At 66.3% G+C, this 14,661-nt stretch carries 16 protein-coding genes and 1 pseudogene; 11 read left to right on the top strand and 6 right to left on the bottom strand.

All coding sequences use genetic code 11. The features are described from left to right. Positions 1-117 precede the first annotated feature (117 nt). Complete coding sequence (locus GO488_RS00750) at positions 118-552, top strand: type IV pilin N-terminal domain-containing protein (RefSeq protein WP_241692873.1); 435 nt, start codon at positions 118-120, stop codon at positions 550-552. A 24-nt stretch (positions 553-576) separates the two neighbouring features. Here the strand turns inward: GO488_RS00750 and GO488_RS00745 are convergent, their stop codons facing one another. The 4 genes and pseudogenes from GO488_RS00745 to GO488_RS00735 form a co-directional block, all read right to left on the bottom strand. Beyond that, the gene (locus GO488_RS00745) at positions 577-3,159 is read right to left on the bottom strand and encodes an RtcB family protein (protein ID WP_338401340.1); all 2,583 of its coding nucleotides are present in this window, start codon (positions 3,157-3,159) and stop codon (positions 577-579) included. Further along, a pseudogene (locus GO488_RS20140) lies at positions 3,151-3,459 on the bottom strand (RtcB family protein); the annotation flags it as partial. The pseudogene GO488_RS20140 and the gene GO488_RS00745, both read right to left, overlap by 9 nt. Before the next feature lie 82 nt (positions 3,460-3,541). Beyond that, positions 3,542-4,639 (bottom strand): DoxX family protein, encoded by a 1,098-nt coding sequence (locus GO488_RS00740; protein WP_162315896.1) that lies wholly within the window; start codon positions 4,637-4,639, stop codon positions 3,542-3,544. Between the two features lie 24 nt (positions 4,640-4,663). Further along, positions 4,664-5,818: a DUF502 domain-containing protein gene (locus GO488_RS00735; protein WP_162315895.1), complete on the bottom strand. Its 1,155-nt coding sequence runs from the start codon at positions 5,816-5,818 to the stop codon at positions 4,664-4,666. A 90-nt stretch (positions 5,819-5,908) separates the two neighbouring features. On the opposite strand from GO488_RS00735, the gene GO488_RS00730 reads away from it, so the two are divergent. The 5 genes from GO488_RS00730 (at position 5,909) to GO488_RS00710 (ending at position 10,322) form a co-directional block, all read left to right on the top strand. Then, positions 5,909-6,388, top strand: coding sequence for a GNAT family N-acetyltransferase (locus GO488_RS00730; RefSeq protein WP_162315894.1), 480 nt, complete (start codon positions 5,909-5,911; stop codon positions 6,386-6,388). Positions 6,389-6,433: 45 nt separating this feature from the next. Continuing rightward, the gene (priS, locus tag GO488_RS00725; RefSeq protein WP_162315893.1) at positions 6,434-7,612 is read left to right on the top strand and encodes a DNA primase small subunit PriS; all 1,179 of its coding nucleotides are present in this window, start codon (positions 6,434-6,436) and stop codon (positions 7,610-7,612) included. Further along, the gene (locus tag GO488_RS00720) at positions 7,609-8,556 is read left to right on the top strand and encodes a hypothetical protein (RefSeq protein WP_162315892.1); all 948 of its coding nucleotides are present in this window, start codon (positions 7,609-7,611) and stop codon (positions 8,554-8,556) included. Before priS ends, GO488_RS00720 begins: the two co-directional genes overlap by 4 nt. Positions 8,557-8,821: 265 nt before the next feature. Beyond that, the gene (locus GO488_RS00715) at positions 8,822-9,718 is read left to right on the top strand and encodes a phosphatase PAP2 family protein (protein WP_162315891.1); all 897 of its coding nucleotides are present in this window, start codon (positions 8,822-8,824) and stop codon (positions 9,716-9,718) included. 115 nt (positions 9,719-9,833) lie between these two features. Then, the gene (locus GO488_RS00710) at positions 9,834-10,322 is read left to right on the top strand and encodes a TspO/MBR family protein (RefSeq protein ID WP_162315890.1); all 489 of its coding nucleotides are present in this window, start codon (positions 9,834-9,836) and stop codon (positions 10,320-10,322) included. Here GO488_RS00710 and GO488_RS00705 read toward each other — a convergent pair. Then, a complete protein-coding gene (locus GO488_RS00705) occupies positions 10,319-11,440 on the bottom strand; it encodes a S1C family serine protease (RefSeq protein WP_162315889.1) in 1,122 nt (373 codons plus the stop codon). The two genes, GO488_RS00710 and GO488_RS00705, sit on opposite strands and share 4 nt — an antisense overlap. A gap of 79 nt (positions 11,441-11,519) precedes the next feature. On the opposite strand from GO488_RS00705, the gene GO488_RS00700 reads away from it, so the two are divergent. The 4 genes from GO488_RS00700 to GO488_RS00685 all read left to right on the top strand — a co-directional run bounded on the left by GO488_RS00700 (position 11,520) and on the right by GO488_RS00685 (position 13,613). Next, on the top strand, positions 11,520-11,783 hold the full coding sequence (locus GO488_RS00700; RefSeq protein ID WP_162315888.1) for a hypothetical protein: 264 nt from the start codon (positions 11,520-11,522) through the stop codon (positions 11,781-11,783). Positions 11,784-11,857: 74 nt separating this feature from the next. After that, complete coding sequence (locus GO488_RS00695; protein ID WP_162315887.1) at positions 11,858-12,577, top strand: metal-dependent hydrolase; 720 nt, start codon at positions 11,858-11,860, stop codon at positions 12,575-12,577. 102 nt (positions 12,578-12,679) lie between these two features. Continuing rightward, positions 12,680-13,075, top strand: coding sequence for an OsmC family protein (locus GO488_RS00690; protein ID WP_162315886.1), 396 nt, complete (start codon positions 12,680-12,682; stop codon positions 13,073-13,075). A 73-nt stretch (positions 13,076-13,148) separates the two neighbouring features. Beyond that, positions 13,149-13,613 carry a DUF5799 family protein gene (locus tag GO488_RS00685; RefSeq protein ID WP_162315885.1) on the top strand — a complete coding sequence of 155 codons (465 nt, stop codon included), beginning with the start codon at positions 13,149-13,151 and terminating at the stop codon, positions 13,611-13,613. Here the strand turns inward: GO488_RS00685 and GO488_RS19530 are convergent. Next, on the bottom strand, positions 13,610-13,759 hold the full coding sequence (locus GO488_RS19530; protein WP_164509599.1) for a DUF7557 family protein: 150 nt from the start codon (positions 13,757-13,759) through the stop codon (positions 13,610-13,612). The genes GO488_RS00685 and GO488_RS19530 overlap by 4 nt on opposite strands. A 117-nt stretch (positions 13,760-13,876) precedes the next feature. Between GO488_RS19530 and GO488_RS00680 the strand changes: the two genes are divergently transcribed. Next, entirely contained in the window at positions 13,877-14,659 is a 783-nt protein-coding gene (locus GO488_RS00680; protein WP_162315884.1) for a class I fructose-bisphosphate aldolase, read from the top strand. Positions 14,660-14,661 lie beyond the last annotated feature (2 nt).

The following is a 14,661-nucleotide window of genomic DNA, read 5'->3' as shown; positions in this document are numbered from 1 at the left end:
TGTGTCTTCCCCTCGTCGGAGGGCCCTCCGAAGCCGCTCCTCCGACGAGAGTGGCGTTTTCCGGAGTGATAACGGGCCGAACAGCATTTAACGTGGTCTGTCTATATCTCGGACAGGATGAGGGCGCGCAGTCTCGACGACGATACGGTCGCGATGTCCGAGTCCATCGGCGTCGCCGTCCTCGTCGGGATGACGATTCTCGTGACGGCGGTCGTCGGCCTGAGCGTCCTCGTCGTCGATTCCGACGCCGGAGGGGGGCCGCAGGCGAACTTCACCTACGACTACGTCGAGAGCAACGAACTGCTCATCGTCACCCACAGCCGCGGCGACGCGCTCGAAGCCGGGCGCATCGAGTTCGAGGGGCCGGAGGCCACGACGACGTGGGCCGCAGTGGCGAACCGCAACGAGACGGCGATGGTCGAACCCGGCGACCTCGCGCAGTTGAGCAGCGGCAACGCCTACGGCCGTCGGGTGAGCGGGCGGGACACCGTCACGATCTACTACAATCAGAGCGGCAATCGAACGCGGCTCGACCGATGGAACGGCGGGTGAGCCGTCGAGCCGTCGCGAGCGGACTCACCCTTTGATGTTACAGACCGGGAACGTCCGAGCGACCCGTTCGCCGATCCCCAGCGCGTCCGAGACGCGGATCACTTCGTCTACGTCCTTGTAGACCCCCGGCGCTTCCTCCGCGACGGTCGCGCCCGACTGGGCCTTGACGTAGACCTGCTGTCGTTCGCGCAGGTCGTCGCGCACGTCCTCGCCCCAGAACTCCTGTTTGGCCTGCGTGCGACTCATCAGCCGCCCCGCTCCGTGGGCCGTCGACCCGAACGTCTCCGCCATCGAGCGCTCGCCGCCGCGGAGCACGTACGACCCTGCACCCATGCTTCCGGGGATGATGACCGGTTGGCCCACGTCGGCGTAAGCGGGCGGCAGTTCGGGTCGGCCGGCCGGGAACGCCCGCGTCGCGCCCTTCCGGTGGACATAGAGTTCTCGGTCCTCGCCGTCGACGGTGTGGACCTCCTTCTTGGCGATGTTGTGCGCCACGTCGTACAGCAGTTCGAGGTCGTCGCGCCGAACGTCGAACACGTCGGTCAGCACGTCCCGCGTCCGGTCCATGATGAGCTGCCGGTTCGTCCACGCGAAGTTGATGGCCGCGCACATCGCGCGGTAGTACTCGTCGGCCAACTGCGACCCCGCGGGGGCGGCCGCCAGTTCCCTGTCCGGTAGCTCCGCCAGCAGGTCGCCGTGTGTCTGCTCGATCTTCCGAAGGTAGTCGGTACACACCTGATGGCCGAGTCCGCGCGATCCGCAGTGGATGAGCACGACGATCTGCTCGGCTTCGAGCCCGAACTCCCTCGCCACGTCCTCGCGGTAGACGTCGGTCACGCGCTGGACCTCCAGGAAGTGGTTGCCCGACCCGAGCGAGCCGACCTGCGTCTTCCCTCTGTTCTTGGCCTTCTCGGAGACGACGCCAGCGTCGGCCTCCGGGCGGTACCCCTCGTCCTCGCAGTGTTCTAAGTCCGCCTCGGTGGCGAACCCGTGCTCTAAGGCCCAGTCCATCCCGCGTTCGAGGATGGCCTCCACGTCTTCGACGGTCCCCTCGAAGACGCCGCCGCCGCCCAGCCCCGACGGGACGGCCTCGAAGAGGCGATTCACCAGTTCCTCTTCGTGGCCCCGAACGTCGTCGTATTCGAGGGGAGTTGTCAACATTCTGACGCCGCAGTTAGAGACGACGAATCCGTTTGCGAGGAAGTTGTGAGCCTCGTGTTCCACACCGATATCGTAAACGGGTTTCCGGCCAAGTGGCTCGATAGAGACGATTCCCTCCCGAATAGTCATGTCTTCGGCGACCTCACACGAAGCTCTAAACTCTTCGAAACTTGGGAACTCAGAACCCGGACGCGGACGACCAGACCGACCGCTCCAGATACTCCGCTCGATGAATCGCTCGTTAATTTCGAACGCGGACTTGATTTCACCGATCGATATCCCACCATCCGCCATTGTCCGCGCTTCCGTGGCGATGGCTTCCCGTCGCGCAATCTCTCGCCCTTTCGTCTTCAAATACTGGATAGCGATAGCTGATTTCCGCTGCTTCGAACGGTTGTATCGGTATCCGACCGTCGAGAAAAAGCGAACGAGGTTCACGGAGTTGTTCTTGACACCGACGCGGAGGCGAACGACATCTCGATTTGCGTTCGAATCCGTTTCGAAGGCTTCGACAGCGTTGGTCTCGATACCGATATCTTCGAGAAAGGTCGTGAGGTCGCGCAAAAACGCTCTACCGGCGTCTGCGGTCTCCATGGTGCGGTTTTGCGAGACCTTCGGACAGTAAAGGGTCTTCTCGTGTTGTGCTGCCGGTGCACTCATCTCAGCGCCGAAATATGCCGAGTAGTACAGGGCCTTCTGCCAGTTCGTGAGGTGCTCGAAGTACCACGGCGTGGTGAATCCCGATTCGATCTTCTTTCCGACAGGTGCGCCGAGCTTCCGAAGAAGGAGCCGGAGCGCTTTGGATGTCGTCTTGAAGCTATATTCCGTGCGTTCGAACGTCTTGCCCTCGATATCGTGGCTTCTCTCTCTGGAATACACTTTCGAGGGCGTGAACCCGATTTCTCGTACGTCAGCGCGAATTTGCTCTAAATCAGTCGGGTCCCCATAGAACCACGTCTGCCCTTCCCCACCGAACGAGCCATCACCGGTGAAGAATCCGACGAGCTTCAACAGACGGTGGAAACTCTCGTCGGCCGTCGTCAGCGGGAGAAGGCCGCGTTGACTCAACGCTCGAACGAGTTGCGGATGCTGGTCGGCGAAGTCGGCTTCAGTGAGGATGGTTCGACCGTGCGGGTCTTCGTCTTCTAGTCCCCGGAACGGCCGAACGGCAATCTCGTCACCGGCTTCGAGTTCGTTGAGGGGGCACATGCCGTCCGGCGTACGGAACGGATGGTCGGCCGTCGCCTCGATTCGCCTTCCAGTCGTCGTTTCGATCTCGTATACGGGCTGCTCACCAGAGGCGGTAAACAGTTGAATCGGGGATCGAGTGATCGTCTCGCCAGCGACCATCGCCTGTTCGCCTTCGAACCGCGTTGCGAGGTCCGCGATCGGAATCCGGCGCCCGTGTGAGAGTTGTACTTCTGTATCACCGGAAAGGCAGTTTATATCGTAGCCGACCGCTCCGGGCGAAATACAGCCGTCCTCGGCGTCGATGCCGGCGACGCCGCCGACCGGGAAGCCGTACCCCTGATGGCCGTCGGGCATGCACAGCGCGTGCTTGCGGACGCCCGGGAGGTGCGCGGAGTTCTTCAGCTGTTCGAGGGTCTTGTCGTCGCTGATCTCGTCCAGCAGTTTCTCGCTGGCGAGGACACGCGCGGGGACGCGCATCCCCCCTTCCCGCGGGATCTCCCAGACGTACTCGCGGACCTTTTCGAGCGTGACCTCGCCCGCGTCGTATGTCGTCATAGCTGAAGGTCCGACGCGGACGGGCAAATGTGTATGCCCGGTCCAGTTCGGAAACCGGAACCGTTCGCGAGCGCGACCGGTCTCAGTCGGCGGGCGAGACCGTCTCGTCGTCGTCTTTCAGGGCCGGGCGGCCGATGCGGTGGTCCAGCGAGAACGGCCCGGCACCCATCGTGAAGACGGCCGAGGCCATCCCGAAGAGGGTGACGTGGGCCAGCACCGGGTCGTCCGGCAGACCGAACAGCGTCGTCGTGAACAGGACGAACGACGCCGCGGCCGCGCCGCGGGTGAAGAAGCCGGCGATCAGCGCGAGCCCGACCGCCATCTCGGTCACGCCGGCACCGACGACCCAGAGGCCGGGGTCAACCGGGACGACGGCGGTGAGGTCGTACTTCGCGACGACGAGCAGGGCGCTGCCCGGGTCGGCGAGCTTCTGGAACAGGCCCAGATAGACGAAGGAGACCCCCATTCCGACTCGGAGAATCGTCGGGACGTACGCCCGGTACGGGTCGGTCGCGTCGTCGAGGAACGCCTTCAGGTGGTGGATCGGGTCCACGCGGCCGTAGTAGGTCCCCGGAGTGCTCGCCACGTCCTGTAGCATGTCGTCGGCGCTCGGGCGACCGCCGCCGACGACGAGCAGGGAGAGGAAGATCGGGACGTATTCGACGGCGAGGACGACGGCGGGGTCGACGGTGAACGCCCACGCGTAGGTGAGGAGACCGATAGCGGAGACGATGCGCGTCGCGAGGCCGAAGAGGACGCAGAACCCGAGCCCGATGAACAGCACCCGCAGGAGCGGGTTCGCGCTCAGGTCGAAGGCGACCGTCGGCGCGAACAGGTAGCCCTGGAAGCCGGCTCCGACCAGCGGCAGGCCGCCGGCCAGTCTGAGCATCCACGGGACGAGGTCGGCGTAGCCGGCGAGTTTCTCCCGGAGGACGACGACATCGGTGATGGTCGGCCGCACCCACAGATACGCGGCGACGCCGACCGCGCCGGCGACGGAGACGCCGCCGAAGAGGAGCGCGTTCGTCGGATCGGAGAGGACTTCGAGGAGGAAGGCGAGGGCGTTCATCGCCGCGCCGGGGCCGTCGGTGACGTAGTCTACGTGCGCCGCCGCGGGCCGGCTGAGAACGGTGACCACCAGCGCGACACCGAGCGCGCCGCGTATCGAGCGAGTGACCATACCGGACCTCGGACAGGCGGGTACCTAACCCTGTTCCTCGCCGCTCCCCTCGTCCGCCTCGATGTCTTCGGGGTGGTCGGCGTCGTCGCCGAGGGTCCCCTCGCCGCGCTCTACGTCCGCCGGTCGGTCGGCGTCGTCGCCGATGGTCCCGTCGCCTCGCTCGATGTCCTCGGGGCGCGAGGCGTCCCGCCCGACCGTCGTGTCGCTCCGGTCGATCTCTCCGGGGTGGTCCGCGTCGTTCCCGATGGTTCCCTCGCCGCGTTCGAGGTCGGAAGGGTACTCTGCGTCGCGAGTGGTCGGCGTGTCCTCGGTGTGCTGGCGGGCGACGCCCTCCGGCGTGTCCGCGTGTTCGGGGGAGACGTCGTCGCTGTAGGCGTCTTCCCGCTTCGAGATGCCGGTCCGCGGCGTCGGTTCCCGCGTCGCGTCCGAGGGCCGATACTGGGCCTCCGCGGGGTGACCGACGCCGGGGACGGAGGTCGACTCGCCGATCGGCCGCGAGATGTTCCCCTCGCCGATGGCGACGCCGCTGGTGACGATAGAGCGGACGCCCTCCTCGACGGTCATGTCCGCGTCGTACACTCGGTCGATGTCGACGTGGATGACGTATCCGCCCATCACCGGGTTCGGTGCCATCGGCATGAACAGCGTCACCATCTCCTCGTTGTCCGTCGCGTCCTCGATGGACCGGGGCGTGCTCGCGGTGACGAACGCGACGGTGTAGGACCCTCTCGTCGGGTACTCGACGAGGACGACGTCCTTGAAGCTCTGCGTGTCGTTGTCGAGCAGCATCTCGCTCATCTCGTCGAAACTCCGATACAGCGACCCGATCGCCGGGATCCGCTTCATCATCGTATCGAAGACGTCCTCGATGCGCCCGCCGCCGGGCTGGCGCTCCGCGATTAAGCCGATACAGAACATGGCGGCGACGAAGACGACCAGCGCCAGCACCTTCACCAGATACGCCGGCGTCTCGGCGGGGTTGATCTCCGACCCCGATATCCGGAACGTGAACGCGACCACCGGGTCCAACACGTTAGAGAGAGAGTTGACGACGAACCCGATGATGAGCAGCGTGACTATCAGCGGAATCATCATCGCAAAGCCCGTGATGAACGCCTGCCGAACCGACTTCTTCACCGTCGTCGGCGCGACCTGCTCGGGCACCCTCCTATCAGCCATGCCAATCAGAAGTAGGCGGAGGGAGAAAAAACTGTACGTCAGCGTATCGGGCGGTGGAATTATATTCGTGCCCCTACTACCACTTGGCCAGTGAGCGTCAACATAGAGACACGGGTCATCGACCGGGGGAGCGACGAGTACGTCGATGCCGCGTGGCGGCTCAAGGAGACCATCCGACAGGAGGACGGCGTCCTCCGGCAGCGACGGGGATTCTTCCGGAACGCCTACCGACGCTCGACGGTCTACCTCTATCTCGACCGCTCTACGGACGCTCTCGTCGGCTTCGCGGCTGTCCGGCGGGACGGCTACATCCTCTTTCTGGCCGTCGACCGCGACTACCGCGGCGACGGCTTCGGCAAGCGTCTCATCGCGCGCGTCGCCGAGGACTACGGCAGCGTCACCTGTCACGCGCGCTCGACGAACGAGTCAGCCCTGGAGTTCTACAAGCACATCGGCTTCGAGGTGCGCCGTCGCATCGACAACTACTACGAGGACGGCGGCGACGCCTACTACCTCAAACTCGGCGAGCAGACGATCGCCGACAAGCTCTCGAAGTTCCTGCGCGGGTAGGAGAATCCGTATCCTTTTGAACGGGTCCCCCTAACCGAGTAGCCGATGGAATCGCGGACGCAAACGTATCTCCGCGGCCGGTTCGGCGACCACTATCGACAGGCGGATATCTCGCCGCCGCCGGCCGCGAACGAGCGCGAGTGGGGGTTCATCCCGTGGACCGACGGCCCCGGCGAGACGATGGTCCGCCATCGCTCGCTGCTCGACCTCGGCGACGTCGAGGCGTTCCTCGGCCGCAAGAAGCCCCGCCACGTCTACTTCTCGGCGGGCCGGTACGACGACCCGAGCGCCTCGTCGATGGGCGAGAAGGGGTGGCGCTCCTCGGACCTCGTCTTCGACTTAGACGCCGACCACCTCCCGTCGGTCACGCTGGGCGAGGACACCTACGCCGAGATGCTCGCGAAGTGCAAGGACGCCCTCTTTCGCCTCTTGGACTTCCTTGAGAACGACTTCGGCTTCGAGGACCTGACCGTCGTCTTCTCGGGCGGCCGCGGCTACCACGTCCACGTCCGCGACGAGGGGATCCGCGGCCTCGAACGCGACGCGCGCCGCGAGATCGTCGACTACGTCCGGGGTATCGGACTGGAGTTCGACGAGCTCGTCGACGTGGAGACGGTGGCCGGCACGTCCGGTCGGTCCAGCCCCGCCGAGAAGCGGACGCTGACGACCGAGGGCGGGTGGAGCGCTCGCGCGCACCGCCACATCCTCGCCGAGGTCGACCGACTGCGCGAGATGGACGAGGACGACGCGATCGCCCGGTTGCGGCAGTACGACGGTATCGGCGAGGGGAAGGCGACCGCCGCGCTCAACGCCGCCCGGGACAACTACGACCGGGTGGCCGCCGGCAACATCGACGTCCACTCGGCGTTCTACCAGATCTCGAAGGTGCTGGCCCTCGAAGCGGTCGCCGCCGACAACGCCCCGATCGACGAACCTGTGACCACCGACACGAACCGCCTCATCCGCCTGCCGGGGTCGCTTCACGGCGGCAGCGGGCTCGAAGTCCAGCGCATCGATCGGGACGCGATCGAGGCGTTCGACCCGCTCTCCGACGCCGTGCCCGAGACCTTCCGGGGCCACGAGATCACCGTCGAAGTGACCGAGGGCGGCCTCGTCGAATTCGATGGGGATAGCTTTACGGTGGAGGCGGGTCATCACACAGTACCAGAGCACGTGGGCGTGTTCCTGATGGCCCGCGGTCGCGCTGAGAAGGGGGCAGAATGAATCTCGACGAACTCCAATCGGTCCAGTCACGCGAGCGCCAGACCGACCAGCTACAGCAGCTGCGCTCGACGTTCTACGAGGAGGCCGGAACGTTCGTCGCCCAGCTCAGGGAGGAACGCGACCGCGCGGCCGACCGCGCCGACGACCCCTTCGACTCGCCGGAGGTCAACCGCCTGACCGACGACATCAAGACCGCCGAACAGACCGTCGAGGCCATCTACGAGCGCCGAATCGGCAAGATCGTGAAGATGGCGTCGCTCGCGGCCGCGGACATGCCGACCGAGGACGACGGTCTGACACAGGAAGAGGAACACCTCTTCGAGTCGATGGTCGACTCCATCGAGTCGAACCGCGAACACGTCTTAGACGTCATCGCGGGCGACGCGCCCGCCGGGGCCGTCGGCGGCGACTCGCCGGCCACCGACGACGCCGACGGCGAACCGACGGCGACCGCCGACCAGTCGGGCGAGCGAACCGCAGACCCCGCCCCCGACCAGATGCCCGACGCGGTGCCCGACCCGACCGAGCAGGACGGCGAGACGAAACAGAAGGGGACGAGCGTCGACGCCGCCGACGTCATGGGCGGCGGCGACGGGCAACCGTCCGATGACGGAAACGAGAGGACGGAGACGCAGACGCCGTCACCGCCGCCGGAGCGAGACCCCGACCGACCGTCCGGCGAGGCCGCGGCGGCCCTCGGGGACGACGACGGGACCGGCTCGTCACCGCCGACCGGGGACGACAACGCAGACGTGTCGACGGAGACCGACGGGGCGACGACGGACGACGTCGAGCGAAAGACCGTCCGCATCACCGACGACGTGGGCGAGATATTCGGCGTCGACCAGCGCGAGTACGACCTCTCGACGGACGACGTGGTAACGCTGCCGGCCGACAACGCCGACCCGCTGGTCGAGCGCGACGCGGCCGAACCGCTGGAGTAGCCAAGCGCGGTTCTTCGTGCGAGGTCCGGACCGGTCCTCGCCCCCGCCATTTGCTCGATACAGTGATTCTACGGATTGTCCGCGGTGAGCGTCCGGTGGCTGTGGCTGTCGACACCCTGGGCGCGTCCGTCGTTCGGAGCCATTCAACTTACCCGTGTTGCGCTCTAACTGCCGCCAGATCTGTAGTGTCTCGAACACAGCCCCCCATCGGCGGCCGAACTCGATGGACTGCTCCCGCCCTCGAGACGGACGGTGAGTCACGCGGATGGTAGCGGACGGCCGAGCCATCGGAATCACCGAGTTCGTGCAGATACACGAGGGGCCGTTACTCGTCCTCTTCGCGCTGCTCACGCAGTTGAGTGACGTCTGGTTTCTCTTTCTCCTCGGCGGCGTGCTCTACATCACCGGCGACGAACTGCCTCACTGGGGTATCGACCGACGTCGGGGGCTGTTCATGCTGGCGCTGGTCATCGCGTACATCGCCCTCATCGGCGTCCTGAAGAACTTCTTCTTGCTCCCGCGGCCCCCCGGCGCTGCCGAAGCACCGATCGTTCGATGGCTCCCCTCGGCGGTTCGGCCCGTATTCGTGAGTACGGCGACGGCAGACGGCCCCGGGTTCCCGAGCGGGCACGCGTTCGGCAGCGTGCTGTTCTGGGGCGGGCTGGCGTTGGTGCTTGACCGGTGGAAACGCCGAACGCGACTCGTCATCGCGAGCGGTATCGTGCTCCTGGTCTCGTTCTCGCGACTCGCGCTGGGAGTACACTACGCCGTCGACATCGTCGTCGGTATCGCTCTCGGCGCTCTGGTCCTCGGCGCGTTCTACTGGGCGACCGATCGGGGGACCGACCCGGGACGTCTCCTGTTGATCACGGCGGGGATAGGAATACTCGGACTGCCGTTGAGCGTGTCCTTCGACAGCGTCGCGGCGGTCGGTGGCGCGGTCGGGGGCTGGCTCGTGTGGTGGCGAGTCGCCGAGGCGACGCCGGCCCATCCGACCGAGCGACGGGAGGTAGTCGCCGGATTCGCGGTGCTGGGGCTCGCAGCCGGGGTCTTCGGTGCCCTCTACGCCCTCCAGCCGTCGCTTCCGCTGACCTTCTTCGGGGTGGCGGTCGCCGTCGGCGGAACGGTCGGTGCCCCGCTGCTCGGCGAACGGCTGACGTAGCGGTAGATGCAGAACTGCTGCGTGGGGATCCTCAGCAGCGACGAAAGCGGCCACACCGCGAGTGCGCTTCCACCACGGCCGTAGCTATACGTGGCTCTCCGACCAAGAGTGGCGTATGACCGCGACAGCATCCTTCGAGCGTGGAGACCTTCCGGGCGCGCTCCTCGCCGTTGTCCTCGTCAACCTCGTCGGCGCGGCCCCCGCCGCCCTCGGCGGCCCGGACTCCGCGTGGTTCCAGGGCCTGACCAAACCCGCGATCTACCCGCCGTCGTGGGCGTTCGGCGTCGTCTGGACGCTGCTGTTCACGCTGATGGGCGTCGCGCTCTATCTCGTCTGGCGGGCGGAGGCGTCCCGCGAGCGCCGGGTCGCGCTCGGTCTGTTCGTCGCGCAGATGGCGTTCAACGTCGCGTGGACACCGGTGTTCTTCCAGGCGCAGAACCTCGCGCTGGCGCTCGCCGTCATCGGGGCGCTGCTCGCGTTGCTCGTTCCGACTATCGCTGCGTTCCGGCGCGTCGACCGCCGCGCCGGTTACCTGTTGGTTCCGTATCTCCTCTGGGTCACGTTCGCCGCCGTCCTGAACTACCGGTTCCTCGCGCTGAACTAGGGGCGCGGGCGCGTCCCGAGTTCCAAATCGACCGTCCGCTGTTCCCCGTCGCGGGCCAGCGTGACCGAGATCGTGTCGCCGGGGCTGGTCTCCAGCGCGAGGAACGTCGCCAGCGCCTGTCGCGTCGGCGTCGGGGTGTCGTCGAGGCGGCGAATCACGTCGCCACCGGCGGGAACTGCGGTGCCGGAGACCGACCGCGTTCGGTCGGAGCCGTCGAGGACGCCGGCGGCCGGGCCGCCGGGGAGGACGCGGTCGATGTAGACGCCGCTGGCCCGTTCCAGGTCGTTCGCGCGGGCCAGGAGCGGAGTCACGCTCTGGAGCGTCACGCCCATGTACGAGTGGCGATAGCGCCCGTCCTCGACGAGCGCCGGGACGACGCGCCGGCAGAGCAGCGCGGAGATGGCGAACGCGACGTTGTCGCCGCCGCCGGAGTTGATGACCCCGAGGACGTCGCCGTCGAGGTTCACGAGCGGGCCGCCGCTGTTGCCGGGGTTGACCGCCGCGTCCGTCTGGATAGCGGCGGCGATGGAGAAGTCGTTCGCGCTACGGAGGGTTCGGTCGACGCCGCTGACGATCCCCTCCGAGACGGATCCCGAGAGGCCGAACGGGTTGCCGATGGCGACGACCCGCGTCCCCACTGGCGGGTCCCGGCGAACGAACGGCAGCGGCGTCGCGCTCTCGGGGACGTTCCGGGCTCGCAACACCGCGAGGTCGCTGTAGACGTCCGTCCCGACGACCGAGACTTCCCGCCAGTCGGTGTCGGCGAACCTGACGTAGAACTCGTCGCCGCCGGAGACGACGTGCTCGTTCGTGACGAGGTACTCGCCGTCCACGAGGAAACCGCTGCCCTCGGAGCCGCGGCCGTTGCGCGCGTAGACGCGCACGGAGACCACGGAGTCGGCGACCGCTCGGTAGACGTCCGTGTAGACGCTTCCCGCCTGCCGTGTCGCGTTCGTCGACTGTCGGGCGGCGGATCCGCCCGCGTCGGTGGCGATGCCGCCCGCTTCGGAACCGCTCGAGTCGCCCGTCTGTCCAGGCGTCTGACAGCCCGCTGCTCCGGCGAGCGCGACGCCGAGCGCGCCGAGAAAGCCGCGGCGAGACGCGCGGTCGTTCGTCATGGATTTCCGTTAGGACAGCGAGCGAATAAAGCCACGGTCGGGGCACAAACTACTATACGAGCGCTCGCGAATGCGGGGTATGGCCGGTGACGCATCGTCCGAGTCACACCCCTCGCCCGGATTCGTCCTCCCCGGTCTGCGCTGTGCCGCCGAGATGGCGCTGGTCGGCGTCATCGTCGGGCTGGTGGGCCTGCCGACGGAGAGTCCGCTCGTCCTCGCCGCCGTCGCGCTGACCGCGCTGTTCGGGATGGTCGTCGTCCTCTTCTGGGCGCTCAACCGACACGTGCGCCGGTGGATTCGCTACGCGCAGGGGAAGCCCACGCGACTGAGCATATTCGACTGACGGCGCTCGAATCGCGTGGGTCATCAGTTGCGGTGTACCATTAAGTGCCAGCCCCGAGTACGTCCGGGCGAATCATGGAACTCACCTGGCACGGCCACTCGACGTGGCACGTCGACGTAGACGGGACAGAACTGCTCATCGACCCGTTCTTCGACAACCCGTACACGGACACGGACCCGGAGGAGATCGACCCGGACTACGTCCTGTTGACGCACGGTCACGCCGACCACATCGGCGACGTGGACCGCTACGAGGGCAGCGGCCTCGTCGCCACGCCGGAACTCGTCGAGTACTGCGAGGACAACTTCGGCGAGTTCGACGCCGTCGGCGGCATGGGGATGAACCTCGGCGGCACCGTCGAGGTCGGCGACGCCTTCGTCACGATGCACCGCTCGGACCACTCTAACGGCATCGACACCTCCTACGGCACCACCGGCGGGATGCCCGCCGGGTTCGTCATCTCCGATACGAAGCCCACGCAGGTCAGCGACGAGGAGTCGACCACGTTCTACCACGCGGGCGACACCGGCCTGATGACGGAGATGCGCGAGATAATCGGCCCGTACCTCGAACCCGACGCCGCCGCGCTCCCGGTCGGCGACCACTTCACGATGGGGCCGTGGCAGGCCGCCGTCGCGGCCGACTGGCTGGACGTGGACACCGTCTTCCCGATGCACTACGACACGTTCCCGCCCATCGAGATCGACACCGACGACTTCGTCAAGGAGGTCAAGGCGACCGGTAGCGACGCCGAAGTCGAGGTCTTAGAGGGCGACGAGACGTTCGAACTCTAATCAGTCCTCGCGGACCGAAACGTCCGCCGTCTCTTCGAGCCGAGTTATACCCGCCCTCGTCTGGCAACGTTTAGGAGGGAGGCGCGAGACACGCCGAACGCTATGGCAGACATCGAAGTCACCAGCACGTGCGAGGAAGGGTACACGGTCGAGAGCGTCATCAACGGCGAGTGGGAGCTCGTCGTCGACGCCCTCAGCAACGACGGCCCGTCGGCCAACGAAGTGCTCGCGGCCGACTACGCCTCCTGTTACATCCCGGCGTTCCGCGTCGCCGCCGACGAACACGGCTACGACGACGTGGGTAACGTCGAGGTCGACGTCGAGGCCGAACTCGACGACGACGACGACCTCGTCTCCATCGCCTTCGACATGGCGGTAGAGGAGGACCTCGGTGACGATGAGCGAGACATCGTCGAGCGCGGCGAGGAGATCTGTCACGTCCACTCGGCGCTCCGCGAGGAGCTTCACGCCGACATCTCCATCGAGTCCGGCGTCTGAAACGCGCGAGAACCGGCGTTTTTCAACGCTTTTTCGGGAAACGCTCATTGAGGCGGGGGGCAAACACCGACTCATGAGTGACAACCACTGGACCGACCGCATCGCGGGCGAGCGGATGGCAGTCGACCAGTCGTTCAACGAGAAGGTCAAAGCATCGTCGTTCTCGAACCAGCAGTGGGGCCTCGTGATGACGGCCGTCGAGTTCGAGATCGAGAACCCCGAGGACCCGGAGTCGGCGCGCGTCGTGGCCGACACGTCGAAGCTCCCGAGCATCATGCCGGAGCTCGACCGCATCGACCAGCAACCGGCGATGGGGCAGTCAGGCGGCGGGTCGGGCGGCGGGAGCGGCGGTGGCGGCGGCTTCCTCTCGGGCGTGAAAGACGCGCTCGGCTTCGGTGGCGGCGGCGGGTCCAGTAAGCAGACCGAGGAAGCCGAGCAGTTGGCACAGGAGTACGCCGAGGACCTCCAAGAGAAGCTCGAATCGAACGGGCGCTGGAAGGCGATCTGTGAACAGGCCCACTCGCAGTCGCAGAGTTAGTACTCGTCGCCGCCGTGGAACAGGGTCAGTTCCTCTGCCTCGTAGATATTGATGAGCTCGTTCACGAGTTCGTCGTAAGATTCGTCCTCGACGCGGAGGTCGTCCAGGCGCTGGATCGTCTCGTCGTCGAGTTCGACGGATGGCATGGTCGTCGGTACCCCTCGCACGTACTTAACCTTCGGGGCCGAGCAGAAACGAACTCGTTCAGTAGTAAAAAAACACAACCGAAAACTGTTAGTGTTCGTTCTCGGTAATCCATCTGTATGCGACCACTGGGTAACTCACCGCTCGTTCGCAACGACAAGACGCTCGTCCTGGCTCACGATCACGGCCTGGAACACGGACCCAAGCAGTTCGGCGGCGTCGAGGAGCGTCTCGACCCCCGGGAAGTGTTCGAGATGGCGACCCACGACGCCGTCACGGCGCTGGCCGTCGGGAAGGGCCTCGCCGAGACGTACTATCCGAGCTACGAGGACGACGTGAACCTGCTGGCGAAACTCAACGGCGGGTCGGACCTCTGGATGGGCGACCCCTACTCGCCGCAGAACTGGTCCGTCGACTACGCCGCGGAACTGGGCGCCGACGCCATCGGCTACACGATCTACCCCGGCGTGAACCGCGAGACGGACATGTTCGAGGACTTCCGCCCGGTACAGGAGGCCGCCCGCGACCACGACCTGCCCATCGCCATGTGGTCGTACCCGCGCGGACAGGCCGTCAAGGACCACCGGACCCGCGACATCATCGCCTACGCCGCCCGCATCGGGCTGGAACTCGGCGCGGACTTCACGAAGGTCAAGTACCCCCGCGACAAGGAGGCGATGGAACACGCCGTCAACGCCGCCGCGGACAACCGCGTCCTGCTCTCCGGCGGTTCGAAGACGTCGGACCGCGACTTCCTCGAACTCGTCGCGGACTGCATGGACGTAGGCGTCTCCGGCCTCGCCGTCGGCCGCAACGTCTGGCAGCGAGACGACCCCTACGACATCCTCGACAAGCTCGACGAAGTCGTCTTCGAGGGAGCCAGCGCGGACGACGTCCTGTAGGC

Origin of the sequence: Haloarcula limicola, from assembly GCF_010119205.1 — an archaeon.
GTDB lineage: Archaea > Halobacteriota > Halobacteria > Halobacteriales > Haloarculaceae > Haloarcula > Haloarcula limicola.
The sequence above is the reverse complement of the archived record's forward strand: the minus strand, read 5'-3'. Positions and strand labels throughout refer to the sequence as shown.

Bases quoted from the DNA above. Each gene is read 5' to 3' on its own strand.
- GO488_RS00750 (WP_241692873.1), top strand. From the start codon at position 118: ATGAGGGCGCGCAGTCTCGACGACGATACGGTCGCGATGTCCGAGTCC.
- GO488_RS00740 (WP_162315896.1), bottom strand. From the start codon at position 4,639: ATGGTCACTCGCTCGATACGCGGCGCGCTCGGTGTCGCGCTGGTGGTC.
- GO488_RS00735 (WP_162315895.1), bottom strand. From the start codon at position 5,818: ATGGCTGATAGGAGGGTGCCCGAGCAGGTCGCGCCGACGACGGTGAAG.
- priS (WP_162315893.1), top strand. From the start codon at position 6,434: ATGGAATCGCGGACGCAAACGTATCTCCGCGGCCGGTTCGGCGACCAC.
- GO488_RS00720 (WP_162315892.1), top strand. From the start codon at position 7,609: ATGAATCTCGACGAACTCCAATCGGTCCAGTCACGCGAGCGCCAGACC.
- GO488_RS00715 (WP_162315891.1), top strand. From the start codon at position 8,822: ATGGTAGCGGACGGCCGAGCCATCGGAATCACCGAGTTCGTGCAGATA.
- GO488_RS00710 (WP_162315890.1), top strand. From the start codon at position 9,834: ATGACCGCGACAGCATCCTTCGAGCGTGGAGACCTTCCGGGCGCGCTC.
- GO488_RS00705 (WP_162315889.1), bottom strand. From the start codon at position 11,440: ATGACGAACGACCGCGCGTCTCGCCGCGGCTTTCTCGGCGCGCTCGGC.
- GO488_RS00700 (WP_162315888.1), top strand. From the start codon at position 11,520: ATGGCCGGTGACGCATCGTCCGAGTCACACCCCTCGCCCGGATTCGTC.
- GO488_RS00695 (WP_162315887.1), top strand. From the start codon at position 11,858: ATGGAACTCACCTGGCACGGCCACTCGACGTGGCACGTCGACGTAGAC.
- GO488_RS00690 (WP_162315886.1), top strand. From the start codon at position 12,680: ATGGCAGACATCGAAGTCACCAGCACGTGCGAGGAAGGGTACACGGTC.
- GO488_RS00685 (WP_162315885.1), top strand. From the start codon at position 13,149: ATGAGTGACAACCACTGGACCGACCGCATCGCGGGCGAGCGGATGGCA.
- GO488_RS19530 (WP_164509599.1), bottom strand. From the start codon at position 13,759: ATGCCATCCGTCGAACTCGACGACGAGACGATCCAGCGCCTGGACGAC.
- GO488_RS00680 (WP_162315884.1), top strand. From the start codon at position 13,877: ATGCGACCACTGGGTAACTCACCGCTCGTTCGCAACGACAAGACGCTC.